Source organism: Dyadobacter endophyticus, from assembly GCF_014641595.1.
Classification (GTDB): Bacteria; Bacteroidota; Bacteroidia; order Cytophagales; family Spirosomataceae; genus Dyadobacter; species Dyadobacter endophyticus.
The window spans coordinates 1,138,044-1,159,793 of the sequence record NZ_BMIA01000001.1 but is presented as its reverse complement, the minus strand read 5'-3'; the positions used below and the strand labels follow the sequence as shown (position 1 = coordinate 1,159,793).

At 50.5% G+C, this 21,750-nt stretch carries 18 protein-coding genes; 9 read left to right on the top strand and 9 right to left on the bottom strand.

Annotated elements, in window-relative coordinates:
- Window positions 1-54: 54 nt before the first annotated feature.
- Window positions 55-732: an outer membrane beta-barrel protein gene (locus IEY24_RS04810; RefSeq protein ID WP_188929179.1), complete on the bottom strand. Its 678-nt coding sequence runs from the start codon at window positions 730-732 to the stop codon at window positions 55-57.
- Window positions 733-889: 157 nt separating this feature from the next.
- Here IEY24_RS04810 and IEY24_RS04805 point away from each other — a divergent pair, with 157 nt between their 5' ends.
- A complete protein-coding gene (locus IEY24_RS04805; RefSeq protein ID WP_188929177.1) occupies window positions 890-1,255 on the top strand; it encodes a VOC family protein in 366 nt (121 codons plus the stop codon).
- A 279-nt stretch (window positions 1,256-1,534) separates the two neighbouring features.
- Here the strand turns inward: IEY24_RS04805 and IEY24_RS04800 are convergent, their stop codons facing one another.
- Together IEY24_RS04800 and IEY24_RS04795 are read right to left on the bottom strand one after the other, a co-directional pair.
- A complete protein-coding gene (locus IEY24_RS04800; RefSeq protein ID WP_188929175.1) occupies window positions 1,535-2,557 on the bottom strand; it encodes a sugar phosphate isomerase/epimerase family protein in 1,023 nt (340 codons plus the stop codon).
- Window positions 2,558-2,581: 24 nt separating this feature from the next.
- A complete protein-coding gene (locus IEY24_RS04795) occupies window positions 2,582-5,320 on the bottom strand; it encodes a PQQ-dependent sugar dehydrogenase (RefSeq protein ID WP_188929172.1) in 2,739 nt (912 codons plus the stop codon).
- Between the two features lie 258 nt (window positions 5,321-5,578).
- Between IEY24_RS04795 and IEY24_RS04790 the strand changes: the two genes are divergently transcribed.
- The 5 genes from IEY24_RS04790 to dgoD all read left to right on the top strand — a co-directional run bounded on the left by IEY24_RS04790 (window position 5,579) and on the right by dgoD (window position 10,456).
- Window positions 5,579-6,343 (top strand): NUDIX hydrolase, encoded by a 765-nt coding sequence (locus IEY24_RS04790; RefSeq protein ID WP_188929170.1) that lies wholly within the window; start codon window positions 5,579-5,581, stop codon window positions 6,341-6,343.
- 180 nt (window positions 6,344-6,523) lie between these two features.
- The gene (locus IEY24_RS04785) at window positions 6,524-7,807 is read left to right on the top strand and encodes a Gfo/Idh/MocA family protein (protein WP_188929168.1); all 1,284 of its coding nucleotides are present in this window, start codon (window positions 6,524-6,526) and stop codon (window positions 7,805-7,807) included.
- Between the two features lie 54 nt (window positions 7,808-7,861).
- The gene (locus IEY24_RS04780) at window positions 7,862-8,539 is read left to right on the top strand and encodes a hypothetical protein (RefSeq protein ID WP_188929166.1); all 678 of its coding nucleotides are present in this window, start codon (window positions 7,862-7,864) and stop codon (window positions 8,537-8,539) included.
- A 99-nt stretch (window positions 8,540-8,638) separates the two neighbouring features.
- A complete protein-coding gene (locus IEY24_RS04775) occupies window positions 8,639-9,277 on the top strand; it encodes an START domain-containing protein (RefSeq protein WP_188929165.1) in 639 nt (212 codons plus the stop codon).
- A gap of 30 nt (window positions 9,278-9,307) precedes the next feature.
- The gene (dgoD, locus tag IEY24_RS04770) at window positions 9,308-10,456 is read left to right on the top strand and encodes a galactonate dehydratase (protein ID WP_188929162.1); all 1,149 of its coding nucleotides are present in this window, start codon (window positions 9,308-9,310) and stop codon (window positions 10,454-10,456) included.
- Window positions 10,457-10,503: 47 nt separating this feature from the next.
- Here dgoD and IEY24_RS04765 read toward each other — a convergent pair whose 3' ends face one another.
- The gene (locus tag IEY24_RS04765) at window positions 10,504-11,271 is read right to left on the bottom strand and encodes a phytanoyl-CoA dioxygenase family protein (protein ID WP_188929160.1); all 768 of its coding nucleotides are present in this window, start codon (window positions 11,269-11,271) and stop codon (window positions 10,504-10,506) included.
- A gap of 258 nt (window positions 11,272-11,529) precedes the next feature.
- Between IEY24_RS04765 and IEY24_RS04760 the strand changes: the two genes are divergently transcribed.
- The 3 genes from IEY24_RS04760 to IEY24_RS04750 are packed head-to-tail and all read left to right on the top strand — an operon-like array spanning window position 11,530 to window position 17,142.
- The gene (locus IEY24_RS04760) at window positions 11,530-13,260 is read left to right on the top strand and encodes a sensor histidine kinase (protein ID WP_188929157.1); all 1,731 of its coding nucleotides are present in this window, start codon (window positions 11,530-11,532) and stop codon (window positions 13,258-13,260) included.
- Complete coding sequence (locus tag IEY24_RS04755; RefSeq protein WP_188929155.1) at window positions 13,248-14,009, top strand: LytR/AlgR family response regulator transcription factor; 762 nt, start codon at window positions 13,248-13,250, stop codon at window positions 14,007-14,009. The genes IEY24_RS04760 and IEY24_RS04755 overlap by 13 nt, the downstream gene beginning before the upstream one ends.
- Window positions 14,010-14,037: 28 nt before the next feature.
- Window positions 14,038-17,142, top strand: a complete 3,105-nt coding sequence (locus tag IEY24_RS04750) for a T9SS type A sorting domain-containing protein (RefSeq protein ID WP_188929153.1) — start codon at window positions 14,038-14,040, stop codon at window positions 17,140-17,142.
- Here IEY24_RS04750 and IEY24_RS04745 read toward each other — a convergent pair.
- From IEY24_RS04745 to IEY24_RS04725, 5 genes are read right to left on the bottom strand one after another with little or no spacing between them, the layout of a single operon-like run.
- A complete protein-coding gene (locus IEY24_RS04745) occupies window positions 17,139-18,185 on the bottom strand; it encodes a hypothetical protein (protein WP_188929151.1) in 1,047 nt (348 codons plus the stop codon). The genes IEY24_RS04750 and IEY24_RS04745 overlap by 4 nt on opposite strands.
- A 5-nt stretch (window positions 18,186-18,190) precedes the next feature.
- Window positions 18,191-19,804, bottom strand: coding sequence for a flavin monoamine oxidase family protein (locus IEY24_RS04740; protein ID WP_188929149.1), 1,614 nt, complete (start codon window positions 19,802-19,804; stop codon window positions 18,191-18,193).
- Complete coding sequence (locus tag IEY24_RS04735) at window positions 19,801-21,333, bottom strand: polyamine aminopropyltransferase (RefSeq protein ID WP_188929148.1); 1,533 nt, start codon at window positions 21,331-21,333, stop codon at window positions 19,801-19,803. Before IEY24_RS04735 ends, IEY24_RS04740 begins: the two co-directional genes overlap by 4 nt.
- The gene (locus IEY24_RS04730) at window positions 21,334-21,540 is read right to left on the bottom strand and encodes a DUF350 domain-containing protein (RefSeq protein WP_188929147.1); all 207 of its coding nucleotides are present in this window, start codon (window positions 21,538-21,540) and stop codon (window positions 21,334-21,336) included.
- Window positions 21,541-21,566: 26 nt separating this feature from the next.
- Complete coding sequence (locus IEY24_RS04725) at window positions 21,567-21,749, bottom strand: hypothetical protein (protein WP_188929146.1); 183 nt, start codon at window positions 21,747-21,749, stop codon at window positions 21,567-21,569.
- Window position 21,750: the final 1 nt, after the last annotated feature.

Here is a 21,750-nt window from a genome sequence, read left to right as displayed (position 1 = left end):
CCGCCGACGGTAAGGAGTCGGCGGTCGAGTCGAAAGGATTGTGCGAAGGTGCCTTCAGAAGGTAATCCCTGTCGTCACCTGAATTGTTCTTACCGTCGGAATAGTGTATTCCGAGCCTGAGAATGGCTCATAAAAAGTTTCCTTTTTCTTTAACAATTGCAGCACCCGGACGGTAATAGGAATGGTTACCTTTCCGACATCAACCTGCACCCCTGCGCTTACCAACGCTGAAAACCTTCGTTCTTTGCTAGAAACGGTCTCCCAATCGCCGCCGATGTCGTAACATCCGGCATTGTCACAAAACGTACTTTTGAAATACCAACGGTTCCATACATTCCAAACAGTGCCGATTTCCGCAAAAGGACGGACTTTGCCACCCGTAATGGTGTACCTGACCAACAGCGGCAAATAGATGGCCCTGGTTTTGGATTTTGTTTTGGAATAAGACGCGGTTCCTCTGGTACCAAATTCAGTGGAAGTTCTGGATCCCAAGAAATACGGTTGTAAATGTAATGACCATCCTTTGGGAGAAGTTTGCAGACGATAGCCGAGGTCGACGCCTGTCATAACGCCTGGAACCGCATCGAAACCGGCAGTTTTCGGTACGTAAATTGTGAAGTTTGGCCCCGCCACCGCGCCAAAATGCCACCGCGGGAACCTATCCGTCGACTGACCGTACACAAAGGTTTGCAATGTGATAATCAATGTAATAGAGAAGGGAAACAATTTCATGGCTATGCAGGATTTATTTGTAACCTACTGACACTTAAATGTAGATATTTATTACATTAGAAATGCGGATATTTTATATTTTTTCATTAAATAATATGAAATATACAACCGCATCAAATCCGGGTATGCTCACAAATTATATTCTACAAATACTGCCATGGCATTCAACATCAAACAAATCACCCCACAGCTACTGGTATTTGACCTGGAACACGCTATTTCTTTTTATGTACAGCGATTAGGCTTCACGCTGGCATTTCGCTATGAAGATTTTTATGCGGGTATTGAAAAGGACGGGCATGCTATTCATCTAAAAAAGGACACCGATGCTCCGGAACAAAAGCATGTGCAAATGCCCAACGAAAACCTTGACTTGATTTTTTTAGTTGACAATCTTGCCACACTCTTTGAAGAAATAAGTGTCAAGGACATTAAAATCGTCCAGCCGCTCCGGCAGATGCCTTATGGAGCGGAGTTTTACATCGCTGATCCGGACGGGCATGTGATCGCTTTCATGGAGTAGGATCTATTTCCCCCAAAGTTGCTTGCCTGCGAACGCCCTGTATTCAAAATGGCCCTTTCGCGCGACATCCTGCCCATATGCGAACACGGGCAGGATGGCAATTATGATTGTGTACAGGTGTCTCATAGACTTTCAGTTATTTTTTGTAACCGGAATGACACCTGAATGATAACTTTCGTTGTATCAGCTAGGCTTAGCGGGATGGTCGTGCCCTGCTCGTTTGGCATAAATGATTACCTGACGATGCCTGACTACAAGTGACAAACGTTACCCGCTGCCCTACCCCAACTCCTCCAACACCTTTTCCAACAACGCTTTCGTCTGCCGGATCCCCTCGTCGTTCGTAGGTTTCGTCATGTCACCACCCATGTCGCGCATCAAACCCCCTTCATATTCAATGCCGACGATGCCGTTGTTCCAGCCGGACTCTTTAATGATCTTGAACATTTTGATAAAATCTGTCTCAGGATCGTTGCCATTCGCATCGAACTGGTGCGTTTTGGCGCTGATACCTTTGGCATAGGGCATCATTTTGCGCACACCCTCGTATTTTTCATGTTCTTTCACGCATTTCGTGGCCATAATACCTTTGATATCCTGCGTTTCCGGCTTGCTTCTTTCGGCGCAGAAGTTACCAAAATCGGGCAACAGGCCTTTGTTAGGCGCTTTTAGCTGCTTCATCACACTTACAAGCCAGTCAGGATCGGTGGAAACACCGAAATGGTTCTCGACAATCACGTTCAAACCCGCTTTGCCGGCGTATTCGAGCAGCTTTCCATAGCCATCTACCGCCGCCGTTGCAAGTTGAGCAGGCGTGCCTTCTTCTTTTTTACCCGACATCATGGCCATCGCGTCGCCCAGGTTTACGCGGATTGCCGTGCAGCCGAGGAATTTCGCGGCATCCACCCACGGGTAGTGTGCCTCGACGGCCTTTGCGCGTGCCGCATCGTCTAATGCTGTCAGGTTTTCACCGTCGACCATAATGAGATGGTTTTTCATGCCCAGATCGTCGCAGCGTTTTTTCAGCTCGTTCAGGTAAGTCTGGTCCTTATGTTTGTTATTGAAAAAACCGGAAACGTATTCAAGTATCGTAATGTCGTAATCGTTCTTCGCGCGGGCGGGAAAATCCATATTGGTCATTTTGCCGCTGAAAAGCTCGGAAGCAAAGGAGAACTCGGCCAGGGAAATGCTGAAATTGAATCTGGCCGCCGGTGCGGCTGTTAATGAATCGATCGAAACGAAACCGAGCCCGGCGGTAGCAAAGCCCAGCTGCCCCAAAAATTGACGACGTGAATTGTTCATGAGTAGATTAGTTAGAATTGAGAATCATTTCGAAATAAATGTGACCGAGAACGGGACAAACAAGGCACCTTTCGCATTGTCGTTTTTGAAAACAAAATACAGGTCACGGGTACCGCTTTGAGGAGAGATGGGCACGTGGAATGGCTTGGGCGGAGTTTTGGAAGTAAATGCACTGGCGTCGTCAGTGGGCGGGATCCACTCGGTTTTACCCAGCAACGCACCGTCGGGCGAGCCGTCGTGTACTTCCACGATGCCGCCCTGTGCATTGAGCTGATCCTTCGGCGCGGCCACGACCATATCGAGCGCGGTAATGTCGGTCAGGTCAATACCTTTGAAAATGGCCTGGGTATTAGGCTGCGTGACAATCAACAGGTTGTTTTCACCCATTTTGAAGCGCATGATGTTTTTCGAAGCATCGTCGGCATTGCCGAAAAGCAATGTCGGGCTCTTCAAAACGAGCGTTTCTTCGGTCGTTTGGGAAGGCATTCCGTTAGCACCTTCGTCGGTGTAGCTGGCTCTGAACTTATAAATGCCCTTGCCGGCATCGCCACCGTCCGGGATTTTGGCGATCACCTCCCCGGCAGGTTGCAGCATTTGCGGGGCCTGTTTTTGAGTGGCCAGGCTCAGAATATACTTCACCATCTGCCCCGCTTCCGGTAACCCTATCGACGGGTGTGCCGACATCGCCGTTTCACCCCAAACACCCGCGCCGCCCTTGATGATCTTGTCGGAAAGCGAAGCCACCGCATTACCGTCCGCTTTGTATTTGGTTGCGACGTCGATAAATGCCGGGCCAATTGATTTTTTATCCGTAAAATGGCAGGCTTTGCAATCGCTTTTTTCGATCAATGTCTTCCCGGCCATAAAAGTTACGGGGGCTTCCTGGTGGCCGCCCGCATTGGCCGCCAGCTTATCCTCTGCATCCTGGTAGGCCGCTGTAATCATCACTTTTGAGGCCATGATAGTGTTTTTCTCCAAGCTTCCATCCTCCTTGTCAGTCACGTTTACTTTGTAACGAAGGGGTTTATCAGGAAAGAAAAAGGTCTTGTTACCACCCGTCAGTTCGAGCGAAACCTGTGGCGGCTCGTTTCCTGCCTGCACGGTCAGGGTTTGCGCGTCTTTCAGTCCCTTGGAATCGGTTACTGTGAGCAAAACTTTGTAGATACCCTTCTTTTTGAATGTAAATGCAGGATTTGGTTCATTCAAAACGACCGGTGCGGCGCCGTCGGCAGCGGTAATTTTCCATTGATATTGCAAGGTATCTTTATCAAAATCTTCGGTCCCGGCAGATGAAAACTGTACCTTGAAAGGCACCGCGCCAGCCTTCTTATCTACCGAAGCCATCACCGCGGGCTTACGGTTGCCGCCATTGTACTCGATCCGCACCAGTTTCGACTCCGGGTTACCCATAAACCAGCCCTGACCGTATTCGAGTATGTACAAATCCCCATTCGGCCCGAATGCCATATCAATCGGATGTTCCAGTTTCAGGTTCGGCAGGAAGCGTTCCATTTTGACATAATCACCTTTCGGACTAAGTGTTACAGCCATGATCCAGTCGCGCATCCATTCGTAGACGAACAGTTTCTTATCGTAGTAGGCCGGAAATGCCCGTTTTGCGTCCTTGAAATGCTCGGCATAATAGACCGGACCCGCCATCGCGCTACGCCCGCCCGAACCGAGCAGTGGAAAACGCTTGGTTTCGGCAGCCGTGTACCAGATCAGCGCTTTTTGCGCGGGCGGCAGGTCCGTCAAACCGGTATTGTTCGGTGAATTGTTGATCGGTTTTTCCGGGTTGAATTTCTCGCCCGAGTGCTTTGTCTCGAAATTGAAATCCCAGTAAGCCTTGTTATCGCCCACGAAATAGGGCCAGCCGTAATTACCGGCCTTACGCGCCTGCCCGAATTCGTCCTCCGCCGCGGGCCCGAGGCCGGTCGAATCCTTGCCCGCATCCGGCCCCACATCGCCCCAGTAGAGGTAGCCATTCTTTTTATCCACCGAAATGCGGTAGGGATTGCGATGGCCCATCGTATAAATCTCCGGCCTCGTTTTGGAGTCATAGGAACCCGTCGCATTCTTTGGAAACAGGTTACCCTCCGGAATCGTATAGCTACCATCCGCCTCGGGACGAATGCGGATGATCTTTCCACGCAAATCGGCCGTATTCGAGGAGGATTTTTGGGCATCGAACGGGCTGCGGCCCGGACGCTCGTCGATGGGCGCATACCCGTCCGACGCCCTTGGGCTGGTGTTGTCGCCTGTGGAAAGGTAAAGATTGCCTTGTGCGTCCCAGTCGATCGAGCCGCCGGTGTGACAACAATTGTCGCGCTGCACGGGAATGCGCAGGACTACTTTTTTGGAAGCCAGATCGAGTACATTACCCTTCAACTCGTACCGCGCCAGAATGTTTTCCGGCGTGCTGCCGGCAGGTGAATAATAGAAGTAAATCCAATGGTTTTTCGCAAAACCGGGGTCGATATTGACACCCAAAAGACCGTCCTCGGCCTCGGAATCGTCGCTATACTTCGTGCTGACGGGTATAGTGGCGATCACCGTCGTCTTTTTGGAAACCGGACTATACAACTTCACCGCCCCGTGCCGCTCGATAAACAATACGCGCTCGTCGGGAAGTACTGTCAGTTCTAATGGCTCGTTGAGGTTTTCTGTGAGGACGACCTTCCGGAACCGGTTTTCCTCAGGCACCTGCGCGTGAGCGAACGTAGCCCAAAGCAGAATGGAGAAAAGTGTAATGGTTTTGTTCATGAAGCAGATGTTGTTAGTTAGGTTTGTTATGTGGAAAAACTGAATGTGTATCGTTGCTGTCAGCCTGAACGGACCGGGCCGCTGAGCGGTCAAGGCACTATGTACAATGCCTCCGACTCCGCTCCTGACACGACAATGGCAAGTATTTCATAAAAAATTGAATTTTATCAACCCAAAATATTGATACAATGATAAAGAAAATTTTCTTTGTGTAAAATTTACGCATTGAAAATTTTTCTCATTGTCAGCCTATTACCGATGGAGCACAATTTGAAGGAGTTTTTTGACAAGACGTTGAAGGAGGTTTCGCTCGACTGCACTGTGTTCGGCTTTCATGAAGGGGAGTTGAAAGTGCTGTTGCTACGTTGGAAAGGCACCGACGAATGGAGTCTGCCGGGCGGGCATATCCTGCTCGACGAATCCGCCGACGATGCCGCCAACCGCATTCTCACCCAGCGCACCGGTTTGAACGATGTTTACCTGCAACAGTTCTATACATTCGGCAATGTGAACCGCTACGTTTATCATCCGGAAAAAGAACTGCTTCAAAAACTGGAAGTAACCTTCGGAAAAGGCTTTTTCGAAGGTATTATCTTCCGGCGCGTCGTATCCATCGGCTATTTCGCGCTCGTAGAATTCGCCCAGGTGCAGCCTACACCCGACTGGTTCACAGACGAATGCCGCTGGTGGTCGCTCGCCGACGTCCCGAACCTGCTGTTCGACCACAATGAAATGATCGAACGTGCATTGAAGGCCCTCCGCCAGCGCACCCGGAACCATCCGATAGGCTACAATCTTCTTCCCGAGAAATTCACCATGCCCGAGCTTCAAAGGCTATACGAAACCATCCTCGACCGCCAATTCGACCGCCGCAACTTTCAAAAACTGCTTATGAGCTACGACATCCTCGAACGCCTGGACGAAAAGCGCGTCGGAGCCGCGAACAAATCGCCGTATCTGTACCGGTTTGTAAAAGAGAAGTATGAGGCGGCGGTTTTAGAGGGGGTTTCGTTTTCGATGTGATTTTAAGGGAGGAAGGAGAATGGAGGAAAGGGAGGAGGAAGTTATTTTACAGTTGGATCCGCATTGGTTGAACGGCAATTTAGTGCGCAGTTCCCTTCCTCCCCTCCCTTTCCTTCCAAAAACCAGTAACATTCCCCCACCCACACCTTTTATTGCCACCAACTTCCTAAACCAATCATCATGCCCCAATCCACCAACCGCCGCGAATTCCTTAAAACAGCCGGGCTTACTACCCTCGGTCTTACCGTTTTACCAAATTTGATCACGCGTGCTGCGCCGAGCGATCGCGTGCGCATAGCGCACATCGGCTTGGGTGGGATGGGGAATAACCATATGAAGTGGTTTGCCGATCTGCCCGATGCGGAGATCGTTGCGCTTTGCGATGTAGATGAGCTGCATCTGGGCGAGACAAAGCAGCGGCTGGAAGCGATGAAGCCGGGTATCAAGGTGGATACTTACGGTGATTTCCGGCGCATTCTCGAAAGGAAGGATATCGACGCCATTACCGTGGCAACGCCCGATCACTGGCATGCGCAGATCGCCACGCTGGCGTTTCAGGCGGGAAAGGATGTGTATGGCGAAAAACCGCTTTCATACTGTTTGAAAGAAGGCAAAATGATGCTCAAACAGCTAGAAAAGCATGACCGGATCTTCCAGATGGGTAACCAGATCCATGCGGGCGACAATTTCCACCGGGTTGTGGAGCTGATTCAGTCAGGTTCGATTGGCAAGGTCCATACGGTGCGGCTGTGGAAGAAGCCAAGTACCAAAGAGTTGGGTTCGCCTACGGTGCAGCCGGTTCCCAAAACCTTGAATTGGGACATGTGGCTTGGCCCTGCGCCGTTTACCGAGTATATTCCCGAGAAATGCCACTTCACTTATCGCTATTTCCTCGACTACTCGGGCGGTGAGTTTGCGGATTTCTGGTGCCATATTGCCGACGTGATGTATTCGGCGATCCATCCGACCGGCCTGACGAAAATCAACGCACGGGGCACCGCCTACGAAGGCATCGCCGACGCGCCCAAAACGCTCGACGTCGACTATGAATTTGATGGTTTGAAAGTGTATTGGTCGTCCAACCCACCCGACGTGCCCGGCGCGGCCGACCGCGGCATCGGGGCATTCTTTGAAGGCGATAAGGGCACGCTCATTTGCGATTACAACACCCGCGAGCTGACGATCAACGGCGAGAAGATGAATGACATTGCTTCCGTGCCCATTACCAATCCGCGCTCGCCCGGGCATCAGCAGAACTTCCTCGACTGCGTCAAATCTCGCAAGCAACCGGAGTCCAACCTCGCCTATGCGCGCGAAATGACCATTCCAATGCATTTGGGACTGATTTCCTATCGGTTGAAACGGGAGTTGACGTGGAATGCGAAGAAGGAAAAGTTTAGCGGCGACAAAGAAGCGAACCGTTTGCTTTCCCGCAAGCCCCGGAAAGAATGGGACCTCACCTAATGTAACCATTGATAGATATTTTTGTATATTGGCAATAGATAAACAGCCATTGCCATGAGACAACTCCTGCTAGCTTCTGCCATTTTCAGCACTTTGTTATTCGGCTGCAAAGATTCGTCTGCGCCGGTTGACGATATGCCTGCGATCCAAAGTATTTCTTTCGAGGGCTTACCCGACAAGAACGTGACTTTTGATGCCCGCAATTCGGTGATTACCGTCAGGATGCCGGCTGTGCTGGACGGTGGCCTGAAACCGGTCATGAAATTGACGGAAGGAGCGCAGGCTATTGGTTTGCTTTCAGACGGCACGATCGATATTTCTGCTTTTTGTTTCTGTATTAAGCCGACAGAAACTCCTATACTGCGCATCGGTAACCAGACGAAAACCGCTACTTATGTACTGCATATTGTCCCTACCGGGCCGCTCGCGCCCCAGGACATTTATGAGGAAACTACATTCTCGCGGAAAACCGGTGTTTTGAAGATGAGCTTGCCGGTTAAAAATCTTTATAATAACGAACGCATTGACGTGATTTCCTTCAAAAGTGAAGATGGAAAGAGCAGTGCACGAATTTATGCTGATGGCGCCTGTCTCACCGGTTGCCGTGCCGAAGAGCCCAATCGCATTGCTATCACACTCTACTCGCCAATCGACCGGGAGCTCAAACCCGGTAAGTATGAAATCGAAATCAAGGGCATGAAATTTCCGCAGCGGTTGGTCGTCGTTGATTAACCGTATGCATGGAATTTAATGCATTTCGCAGGGGTTGTAGAAGTTAGGTTGTCCTACTAAAAAACAAAGCAGGCAACTGAACCATACTTCATCCAACAAATGCAAAAATTCATCCTATTATTCCTCATCGGTGCATGCTCACTGCCGGCATTAGCCCAACCCAAATGGAAGCTCATCGCCGACGAGGAGCAGATCCGTATCTATTCCTCAGCGGTTCCTGAATCGAAAATAAAGGCTATCAAGGTAGATTGCGTGGTGGATGCATCGCTCTCGCAGATGGTTGCGCTGCTGCTCGATGTAGAGGCCGGCACGCATTGGGTTTACAAGACCAAGTCGTGCACGCTTCTCAAACGGGTCTCCCCTACTGATTTATATTATCATTCTGAAATAAGCCTGCCGTGGCCGCTCGATAACCGCGATTTTGTGGCACACCTGGTTACCCGGCAAGATCCGGTAACAAAAGCGGTCACTATCGACGGGCCCGTTGTGGCCGGCATGGTGCCTGTCAAAAAGAATGTGGTCAGGGTCAGTGATTCGAAAGGTCGCTGGGTACTCACGCCGGCCGCCGGGAAGGTACGCATAGAATACATGCTGCATACCGATCCGGGAGGCTATTTGCCGGCCTGGGCAGTGAATGCATTTGCCGCAGAGGGGCCTATGGAGACATTTAAAAGTATGAAACAGCATCTCAAATTGCCGAAATATAGAAATGCCTCCCTTACATTTATAGCCAATTAGCAGGGTTATACAATGTAAAAGAAAAATAGAATGAAAATCAGAAGTTACGAGCTGTTCCAGGTACCTCCCAGATGGTTGTTTTTGAAAATTGAAACCGATGAAGGCATTGTCGGATGGGGCGAGCCGGTGATCGAGGGCAAAGCTGCCACAGTGGCGGCAGCGGTGCACGAGCTCATGGAATCGCTCATCGGCAAAGACCCGCTCGATATCGAAGGCCATTGGAATACGATGTACCGGGGCGGCTTTTACCGCGGCGGACCGATCCTGATGAGCGCCATCGCGGGGATCGACCAGGCGCTGTGGGATATCAAAGGCAAGTTCTTTAATGCTCCTGTTTATCAACTGCTCGGTGGCAAATGCCGCGATAAGATCAAAGTGTATTCCTGGATCGGCGGCGACAGGCCGGATGAAGTGGCGGGAGCAGCGCAAGAATGTTTCGACCGCGGTTTCAAAGCCATTAAAATGAATGCAACCAATGAAATGCAGTACATCGATTCATTTGAAAAGATCGATCTGGCTATCAAAAGGGTGGCATCGATCCGCGAGAAACTAGGTTACGGACTGGAAATAGGCGTAGATTTTCACGGACGCCTGCACAAGCCGATGGCCAAGGTACTTGCCAAAGAATTGGAACCGTTCCGGCCGATGTTTATCGAAGAACCAGTGCTGTCGGAGAATAACGAGGCTTTACGTGAAATCGCCGCACATACTTCCATTCCTATCGCGACGGGCGAGCGGATGTTTAGCCGCTGGGATTTCAAAAATCTGCTCATGCACGGCTATGCAGACATTATTCAGCCCGACCTCTCCCACGCAGGCGGCATTACCGAATGCAAGAAAATACTTTCCATGGCCGAGGCGTTCGACGTGGCCGCGGCGCCGCATTGCCCGCTCGGCCCTATTGCGTTGGCCGCATGCTTACAGGTGGATGCGACTTGCCACAATGCATTCATTCAGGAACAAAGCCTTGGTATCCACTACAACCAGGGCAGTGACCTGATGGACTACCTGAGTGACAGAACGGTATTTGACTATCAAGACGGCTTCGTCAATATCCCCTCCGGCCCCGGCCTCGGCATCGAAGTCGACGAAGCGCAGGTCCGGAAAATGGCAGCTATCGGCCATAACTGGAAGAACCCGTTATGGACACATGAGGACGGTAGCGCGGCGGAGTGGTAGAATAAAGGGGAGGAAAGGGAGGATGGAGGTTCCTCCCTTTCCTCCATCTAACCAAATGCCACTCTAATTGCCCTTTCGACAGGCGAGATACCGTCAAGAGACAAGTCTTCCCGCAACAACAACGGCGGCTGTGCCATAAATTTCGGCTCAGCACCGCGGTGTGTTTGGGCCGCGTGGACGATGAACGGGTGGCAGAGGTAAACCGTACCCGCCTTGCCGGTTGCCATTGCGATCTCCCTTTCGGGCATGGCATCCAGCTTGCCGGCAATCTCCATAAATGACAGTCCTGCCTCGCCTGCGGGCAGCAATGCACGCGCGATGTCCGCGTGCGAACCTATACGTATACGCGTAGGCGCATCGCGCTCGCCCACGTCCGAGTACAGGAAGAGCATCAGCAACCCGCGGCCTTTCGAATTTACATTGACACGCCATTCCCAAAAATTGGCCGGATCATCGCCCGGGAAGCTGGCGTCGACGTGCCAGCCTGTATCGCCGGGTTCTTCCTCCACCGGGAAACGAACCGGAAATGTGCCCATACTACGACAAGGGAGCCATTTGCTCGGCCCAACTAACTGATCGAAGGCAGCATGCAATACCGGCGTATTGGCAGAGGTGACGAATGGCTCCTGTGCGTACATCCCGAGTCTGATCACGGGTTTTGTCCATGTGGCAGGGTCATACCGGTCGAGGCCGAGGTCGCTCCATAAAATATCCCTTACCTCGGCTGCAATTTGGCCAGAGAATGCGTGATCGATGCGGATAAAGCCCTGGGTAATGAATTGATCTATTTGTTGTGCACTCAGTATTCCTTCCATAAGATTTCAATAAGTAATGAATTGAAAATTGGGGTAATAAAATCCCGGCCCCGAAACCGGGGAGGACGTGCAACGGCTGCACGGTAAGGAGTGTCAGAGTGTAGGTGCGAATCTCATGGTTACAAATTTAGGCATTTTGCTTTCTAGTTTAGCCTGATAATGTCCCGAATTCAAATCCAAAAGCGCCATGTTCAGTTTTAGCTGGCGGGCTGTCAGATGCGGTCACGTATTTGCGACATAACCAGACCGTCTCATAACATGAAAACACTAGCCCTGCTTATATTGCTTTTTATTCCCGTGATCACCCGCGGCCAGTACGGCACCAATAATATCCTCGCCATTAAAGAGATACACAATGGGATTGTATGCGATTCCTGTATTTTCACTATGGCCGGAAATGTCACTGCGAGCCCCGAAAAGGTTTCCTTCCTCACGCCTAATCACGAGAACCAGTTCCTGTACACAGATGCAACCTTGACCAGAGAACTTTCGACTGTCGATCCCTCGAAGTTTTTTATATCAATGGCTGGCTTCTCGCTCGATTTCTACCCATTCGGCAAGGTGCTTGCCCGCAGGGGCGACTCGATCCCACACATTGATTTCAAAGATTTGCAGTTCAGGACTTTGCTGAATGGCAAGTTGAATAATGACTGGACCAACGTGGTTTCACTTAAAAACGACCCGGATTTTTATATTGGCCATGCAGATCTGAACTCCTTCCGCGACCAGCCTGATAACGTCAAAACTACGCCTGCCGAGCACTATCATGCTGGTAAGTTCGAGCTTCGGCTCAACGATTCGCTGAACGTCGAATTCAGAGACAAAAATACCTTGGCAGACGTATACCATTTCTCAATCACCCGCGTACGCAGTGTCCCCGATTATTTCAATTTTGTCGATTTTTCGTCGGATAAGAGCTTTGAAGAAATTTTAAACACCGAAATCAACAAGGCCTACACAAAGCAGGGTCCCCAGGCCGACCATTTCGAAATAGCTGCAGGCCATTCAGCATTGCTGCGGTTTTCAAACCATGAACAATATAATTTTTTTGGTCGGACGCCGAAGAACAGCGGGATCGAATACGCCATCGGGAAGCCTGAGAACTGGCGAAGACTCGGGGGCGAAAATAATGTAAAATTCACAAGCGGCTACACCTACATTTACCTCGACAAACCAAAGCCTGGTAATACTGTCAAAATTTTCCTCCGGTATAAACACCAGCCGGAAAGCATTCATGAAGTAACGGTCGACGTAACACCTCTGCACGCGGGCTGGGTTAACATCGCACTGCCGATATTAGGTATCATCATCATCGCTCTACTGGCTATTTTTATTCAAAAACAACGCCATAAAAGGCAGCTTGTACGTCTTAACAATAAGAAAAACGAAATAGAAAACCAGCTGCAATTGCTTAGCGGGCAATTGAACCCGCATTTTCTTTTCAATTCACTCAATGCCGTGCAATCGCTGATCCGGCAAAACGACCCGGAGGCGGCCAATCAATACATTACCGAGGTTGCGACTTTTATGCGGACGATCATGGATAGCGGCCGGAAAGAGCTGGTTTCACTTAAAGAAGAAATCAGTATTGAAGAAAAGTATATTGCATTGGAACAGAAACGGAAGACATTTACCTATTCCTTTCGAAATGAATGCGGGAACGACCTCGATTCCATCGACTTTCCGCCGCTGCTCTTGCAGCCGATTATTGAGAACAGTATCCGTCACGGCCTCGCGGACACCGTGCGAAACCCGACACTCACCGTTACCATCCGTTGCGACGCCACCGACCTTATTGTAGCGACTGGGGACAATGGAATTGGCTTTGATGCATCGGTAAAAGCAACCGGACATGGGCTTTCGTTAACAGGTAAACGCATTGCATTAATCAACGAGAAGTTGCCTGCCATGCAAATTATCCTCCAAACCAAATCCAGCCCCGGTGCCGGGACTATCACGGAAATCAGACTGTTGAAATGGCTCACCTGAACCCTATCCGCTGCTTTATCCTGGACGACGAGATCCAGGCCGTCCATAACCTGCGCCTCGCGTTGGAGACACATTGTCCGCAGGTGGAAGTGACGGGTTACGCGCATAACGTGAGCGAGGCGCACGAATTTTTGGCTAGGCAGCAAACGGATATCCTGTTCCTGGATATCCGTTTGCAAAATGAAACAGGCTTCGATCTGCTGAAACAACTCAATCATTACCAAGGAAGTATCATTTTCACGACGGCGTATGACCGGTACGGCATTCAGGCTATTAAGTTTTCGGCCACGGACTATCTGCTCAAACCGCTCGACCACCTCGAGCTTACAGAAGCCGTCAGGAAAGCGACTGACAAAAGGAAAGAGCGCGACCAGAGCGCACAGATCGCGATGCTGATCCAGTCGTTCGAAAACCTGCCTTCCCAGCGACAGAAAAAAATCGCATTGGCCGAAGCCAATGAAATTCATTATGTATTAATAGATGATATTATTTTTTGCAAATCGGATAATAGCTATACCACTTTTCATCTAACAGGAAACAAAAAAATAACGGTCAGCAAACCTATTTCAGAATACGAAAATATTCTTGAACATTATGGCTTTGTGAGAACACATCAATCGTATTTGATTAATAAAAACAGGATCGTATCTTTCAGAAAGGAAGACGGCGGATATCTGTTAATGGAGGGTAATCATCAGGCCATGATCAGCAAACAGCGAAAACATCTCTTAAAAGAAATATTTACCTGACAATTCATAATATCATCAACTATTAGCTATGAAAAAATACATTTACATCGTTCACCTGGCATTATTGACGGCTACATGCTGTTTAGCCCAGAAACAGATTACGAAATTCGTTAACAGCGAAGATAAACAGGCTTTTAATCCGGTATACCAATCGCAGATCGGCAACCGCATGATTTTCTCTTCGTTTACTCCCGCAACCGGGAATGAACTTTGGGTTTCGGACGGGACGAAGGCGAATACAAAACTTTTAAAAGAAATTGTGCCTGGCTACGAAAACTCCTATTCTTCCGATTTCACAAAGGCCGGGGACTTTTTGTACTTCGTTGCCAACGGGCATGAAATCTGGAAGACCGATGGCTCTTCGTCGGGCACACAAAAACTGTTTCGTTCCGACAGCACATTGAACCTCAACATCGTATCGGGAAAGCTGCTCGTCGCTTTTCGCAACAATAATACACAGCGGTTTGCATTTGCCTGGCTGGATACGAACGGGCAAACCGATTTTCTGAATGAAGATGCAACCACTTTCAGGTATTCTGGTGGGAATCTCTATTATGGCGTGCATGATTCGACGGCGAAAAAATGGACGCTAAAAGTATTTGACAGCGAAGTACGCACCCTTGCAAGTCACGTTGGACTGCCACTCAATGAAATTATCGTGGAAAAGCAAAATGGTTATGAATACATCGCCGTCGACGCGGGTAATACGGAAAAAAAATTGGTGGTTGCGGCGATTAACAGGGCAGAGAACCCCAAAACGTACGACTGGAACCGCGGGCCTGCACCGCTTATGCTAAGGGACAAGGCAGGAGCGCTTTTCCTGATCAACGACGGAGGCTTTTTCAACAATAACGTGACATTGAAAATCTTCAAAGTTATAGCAGGCCAGAACTGGGAAACGGTCGCCGACATCGTAACCAGTAAGCTGTACGAAGGCACTCCGACGGGATCCAGTGAGGGTCCATTCCATACCGATTTCGTCATTGAAGGCGACCAACTGACTTTCACGACTCTTTTTGGTTACGAGAGCATTTATTCGGCATACCTGGGTGTTTTTGATTTCAAAAAGAACACGAAACGCATTTCTCCGAGCCTGCCGCGGGAGATCACCGGGCGTGGGATAAAGATTATTCCCCAGTCGCGGGATGTGTTCGAGCTCCGTTACAGCTACGCCAAATGCACCTACGACGTAGCTCAAAACAAACCCATTTCCGTGGAGCAGCTTCCCTATCGGGTTCAAAAAGTCAAAGTTGCGGATAAAGAATATGAACTCTCCGACAATGTGTATATCACCGGTACCACGCTCCGCCTGCCACTGATAAGCCGCCGTCCCATTTATGCCGCAAAAGGCCTTGATTACAGAACTATCTTCAATAACAAGCTGCTTTTCTGGACTAATAATGACGAGCAAGGCTCGGGGAAACTGTGGATTAGTGACGGCAAAACGACTTCCGAATTATTGTCGTACGATGGACTGGTGGTATCGTGGAAGATGGCCACGGATTCGATGAGGGTTGGAAACCAGATCGTCTTCACCTCGACCAGTCCGCAAGGCCTCAGGATCTTCAAAACAGACGGTACCAAGGCCGGAACCCGCGAAATTTATTTATACCCTACCGAAGGCTGGCCGTCTGTGGACAAGGTGATCACCAATAACCGGATGGTTGTCTTCGATCTCATTGCTGCCGACAAAAAGGTAAGCCTTGTTTCCGATCTGGAAAAGGTTTGGGAAATCGATAATGCCAGGTTCGGACAGCGCGAATTCCGCACCACCGGCAATGATATTTACATGATCCATTACTCGATCCAAAACGGGATAAGCCATGACATGGTTTACAAATTCCAGGACGGCGAGCTGAAACTGATCGAGCTAAACAAGGGGGGTGAAGATGCCGTAAACCACATCATTTACGACAACCGGATCGTCTATATGCTGCGCAACAGCAGCGGGCAACTCCATGATGTATGCTATACCGACGCCGGTTCGGACAAGGTCAACCGCCTTTACACCGGTCCTATGACTTACCTTTTCCGTAACGGCGACTGTCTGATCGCCGGTACGATGAGCGGGCCCGACGTCAAAATTTACAAGGCAAGTACTGCTGAGCTGCTCGGTGAGTTTACCAATGTCCAACCCATCGATCCCTTCACGGGTAGTACAGCAATCCTTCGGAGCGCCCGGCAGGTGGTGATCGTGCACAACGACGCCGTTATCAGCCGGGAAGTCACTGGGGATGTTGAATATATGGTTGTGATTCCGCAGGGCATTCTGATCAAAGCAAAAGGTAATACAGGCAATTCAATTTATATATATGACCTGAAACGCGGCAAAATTTCGGAGCTTTTCAAAGACCAACCGGTCGAGTTCGCTATGGCCGGGACTGGCGACCGGCTGCTATTCGGTGAGATAGGAAATAACCCGCATCAGATCCTGTGGGATTTGGCCAAAGAAAAACGCGTGGATTTCCCGGTGGGCTTTGTCGTGACCAGAATTTTGGACGGAGACCTTGCTTTGGCATACGACCAAAGCGGCACCACTACCCCCACCACCGTGTATTCGGTAGAAGGCAATACCCCGGTTAAAAAATATGAAGTGCCAGGCTGGTATGATTTCGGTGGCGGGTCTGACCCGAATTACACGCCCTTCTACACGGCAACCACCGGATTTGAACTTGCCAGGTTCGACCGCGATTCGCTGTTTCATTATCCCGAAATCGTCAGGGGCGCCGAGGGTATCACCTTACAGGAAGTCTTCCGTTATAGGGGAAGTGTGTTCGCAGTGGCATTTACGTACTCGAAAGGCCTGCAGGTTTGGAAAATGGACGAGATGTCCCTCACCCCCGACAATGGTGACGAGCTCGTGGTTATCCGGCCCGAAATGCCCGGCCGCGGTGGTAATCTGCCCGACGATGTGCTGCTCAATGCCTACCCCAACCCGGTCGTTCACGAACTTAATATCGATCTGAAAGAAGGCGGGGTGATCAGGATCCTGGATCCGAAAGGTTATGAACAGCTAAAAACCGCCGTAGGAAAAAGCAAAAGGCTTGACGTGAGCAAGCTGCCCGCTGGCGAATACATGCTCATTTATTCAGGCATGAACGGGCGTGTTGTCAAAAAAATCGTGAAGCTCTAATGCTGCCCCTTCTTCCAGATAAAACCGTCGATCACGTAATGGGTAATTTGCGGAACGGCCAGCAGTGGTACGATCAATGCCAGGGCCGGTTTGCCGAATGCTATCGGAAATTGATGGAATAAGGAAAAAAGACTGCGGTGCTCTTTCCAGACGGTCCAATCCCAAAGGCCTTCTTCAAACCAGGCCAGCAGGAAGATCAGCCCGAGAAAGAGTACCATCCCGTATCGTCCGAAGAAAAGCGGCAACCACCTCCCCGATCCCGGCCGTGCAGCCTCCTTCTGCCCGAATATCCAGATGAGCGCCATATAGGGAACGCCGTGACTGACGACGTTCAGCAGCGTAAATGCCAGGTCGCCGTTGAAATATACAATACCAAAGTACCACGACACCAAAGTGCCTGTAATGACGGCAATGCGCGGGATATTAAGGCTTTTAAAATGCCACCAGTAGTGGATTTCCTTGCATGCATAAGCAGCCAACATCATCCAATACAATGCGGAAGCGACTCTCAGCGCCGGTTGCGAGGAGGAAATCAGGAATTCGTTTTCGATAAACCAGTTGAAATTCCGGCCGCCGTGCAGGTGCCAGTAGAGCAACGGGTAAATTGTCGCATAGTAAACCACGAACTGATCTACCTGCCGGTACCAGCCGGGCGTACGCTCGAAACGGCTGTACAGGCGCAGAAACCCGTATTGCTGGCGCACAAAATGGTAAACCGCCAGGTACGCCAGGATGCGCCAGAACCAAAGCCCGCTTACCAGGTAAATACCCGAACCCAGCACCAGCGCCAATACCGGTATACCGATCAGCAATGGCTTGAAACGGTTGTAGAGCTGCCTGTTCAGGTACGTGCGATAGAGCGTGCTGTATACGTGTGCGACGTCGATGAGCAATATCAATACGACCCACCAGGCGTCGGGCATATGGGTATTGTCCTGGAAAATTTCGGGAAAGCAAATCACCACCAGCAAACTCAGAAACGGCGGAGCCAGGATGAAAACAATGTCGGTCAGCGGCTTGCCCAGCCATGGCTGCTTTTCCATGGCGGTCAGGTTTGTTTCAGGATCTTTTTCGCGGCTTTAAGGCCCTGGTAGAAGCCTTCTTCAAATATGCTCACGCCGGCCAGGTCGGTATGCGCGAAATGAATCCCTGTGCCGATACTCTCCGAAAGGGCTTGCCGCAGATCGCCGTGGATCATTCCCGGACGCGGCTGCACCATGGCGTGGCCCCAAAGCATGATATCGATACGCTCGGTTTGCTCGCGGATATCGGGATGTACGCGTTGCAGGTCGGAAAGCACTTTCTCTGACCAAAATGCATGTTCCGCGTGGTAGGCTTCCTTTCGTGCGATCCCGGGCGGCGCGTAGGTGAGCGGGAGATAATAAGTAAGATTGCGCCGGTATTTTTGCTGTTGTACCTGTTGGTGCGTGGCGTCCACATAACCCAGCGAAGGGCTTCCGTAAATCACATTGTCCCAGCTGGCAGGTTGCCCGGCCCGTTCGTGCAGGTCCTTCACGGTCAGGTTAGCCACCATCCACGGTGTATAATGAAAATGCCCGGTTACCGTCTTCCCTCGCTCTGTGTCTCCCAGAAGGCGTGCGGCTACAAACTGCGGTACCGCCATAATGCAATGCCTGGCTTCGAGGCCCTTAACCTGCCGGGTGGCAACATCGAGATAGCCGATTTTTACACCCTCCGGGCCCACTTTTACGGAAGTCGCCAATGCGCCGGTTACTACCCTCCCATCGAGGTCCTTGCGTAGCGCGTCGATCAGAAAACCGTTTCCGTGCTCCCACGTAAGCACGTCGTTATATGCTGCATTAGCGGCCTTCCCTTTTCGCGAAGCGAAGTAATGGATGCCCGCCCAGGCACTCACCAGGTCTAAAGGCGTGCCAAAATCATCACGAGTGCAGTAATCGACATACCAGCGTATGTATTCACCTGTAAGATGGCGACTGTCCATCCATTCTTTCATCGTCATGCGATCGAGTGCACGCAGCGATTCGTCACGGCTCGACATGTCCACCGGAATACTGAACGCTTCCAGCCCGTCTGCGCCTTTCAGGTTTTTGTAATGATTAATTAGTGTAAAAAATTGCCTGAACTCCGCTAATTGCGCTGCATTCAGACCGAAATTCGGTACCAGTCCCTCCTGCCAGTGCCCATTGATATATAACCGTTCTTCGGGATCATGGCACAGGTAAAACTCATCATACACCGGCAAACCTGCACCATCATAGCCGGTTATCACTTTGGCCTCTTCCAAAAATGAAAGGTATTCAGTCAAATTATTATTCGGGACCGGCACATAATGCGCTCCCCATGGATATTTTGAAAATGCATTACCGCCCGAAGCCGCATTACCGCCGGGCTGCCCTTCCAGATCCAGTACAACCATGTCGCTTACCCCGTGCTGCATCAGGTACCTTGCCGCCGATAACCCACTCACGCCCGCACCGATGATCACGACGTCCTTCGGTTCAAATTCGCCAGGAGCATTGAATGCACGGTCGCGGAGCAAATGCCCGGCCGCAGCCGACGCCCCCACGATCTTCCCCGGAATGGCAGTTGCAGCACCGGCCTTTTTCCCCTCGCAGGCGTGCAAGAGCGGAGCGGCAGCAGCCATTCCCGTGGTCAGTCTGATAAATTCGCCCCTTTTCATTGTTCCAGGTATTTACCCCACTCCTTTTCAAAATAATTTACCAGCGCCTGGTTATTCAGCTTGTTCACTTCGAGGGGCTCGTGCGCGAGCATATCGTCCGGGAATTGCAGCATTTGCTCCATCACAGCCGCACTAATGTACTTTTTCTCGATGGGGAATGTGACCGGAAGGTGGAAATCATCAGGAATACAGGCCATTATATAACCCCATTCGCCAAACGACGGCACATAGTTATGGTAAGGAATGGTCTGAAATCCGGACGCTTTGAGTGTTTCGTTGACACACCAAAAGCTCTTTGGCGCCACAAAGGGCGATGTACTTTGTACCACGGCGACAGCATGCGGCGTCATTGCCGTTTTTAAAAGCCGGTAGAAAGCGGTCGTATACAACTTACCGACAGAAAACCCGGAAGGGTCCGGAAAGTCTATTACGACGCAATCGAACTGCTTTTTATTCTCTTTTAACCAGATAAATGCATCCGCATTGGTAACGGTGACCCGCGGGTCTTTCAATGAATGCTTATTAATTTCCGAAAGAATATCCTGCTCCGTGAACAGTTTAGTCATCACCGGATCGAGGTCTACCAGCTGTATGTTTTTAACTGATTTGTATTTCAATATCTCCCGTGCCGCCAGCCCGTCACCCCCGCCCAGAATGAGCACATTACGCGGCATCCCCGACGCTCCCATGGCCGGATGCACGAGCGCCTCGTGGTACCGGTATTCATCCGCCGAGCTGAATTGCAGGTTGTTGTTCAGGTAAAGCCGGAGGTCGTGCCTGTTCTTGGTAATCACGATCCGCTGGTAAGGTGTAGAGGTGGAATAAACGACGTGATCATTGTAGGCGAGCGTTTCGCTGAAACTCATAATCTGCTCCGAGAAAATGAATGCCGCCACCTCAGCGATCAGGATCATGACGCCCCCGAAACGGATCACCCTCACGCCCCGGACTTCGCCTGCGAAATAGCGGCAGAGATACAATCCTACGCCCACATTCAGTAAACCAAAGAACAAACTCGTCCGGATCAGTCCGAGGTACGGCACAAAAACCAACGGAAAGATCAGCGACGCCAGCAATGCACCGATGTAATCATAAGTAAAAACCCGGCTCACCAGCTCAGCAAACTCGACCTTATCCTTCAAAATCCGCAGCAAAAGGGGTATTTCAATCCCGACCAGAGTGCCTGTAACCCCCACCAGCGCGTACAACACGGGCTGAAAGCTGACTGCGAGCGGGAATACAAAAAACAGCAGGATCGCGCTAAAACCGCCCACCAGCCCCACCAGCAGCTCTATCCTGATAAACCATTCGAGCAGGTGATCATTGAAAAACCGCGAGAGGTACGAGCCGATCCCCATTGAGAAAAGGTACACGCCGATGATGATACTGAACTGCGTGACGCTGTCGCCCAGGAGGTAACTGGCCAGCGTACCCGCAACCAGCTCGTAGATCAACCCGCAGGTGGCGATGATGAACACCGCCACGAGCAACACCCACTGCGCACTATTCCTGCCTGCCGTGTTTTTCATCTACCCGTGAATTGCCGACGCGATGATAATGGCGATCGCGAGCATGAAAAAGCCGGCGAATATGGCCAGGGCCACGTTCTTGTTTTCCATGATCTCACGACGCAGGTTGTGCTTCGGTGTGAGTATTTCAAAGGCCGCAAACGTGATAAACAGGACCAATATCCCAATGCCCGAGTACACGAGCGAACTGATGATGTATTGTTGCATCGATATATGTTTAGGTTTTTTAATGACTATTTATGGTGCATGATGCCGCTTCTATGCGAGCTGCTCCCGCCGGAGCTCCATTGCTCCTGATTTCCAAACGACAAAATCCGGTCACCCACAAGGTTGGCATACGCCAGCCAGGCCAGCAGTGCCGCCACGTACAGAAAGTACCATTTCATGGGCAGGAGTTCTTTCAAAGTTTCTTTCATG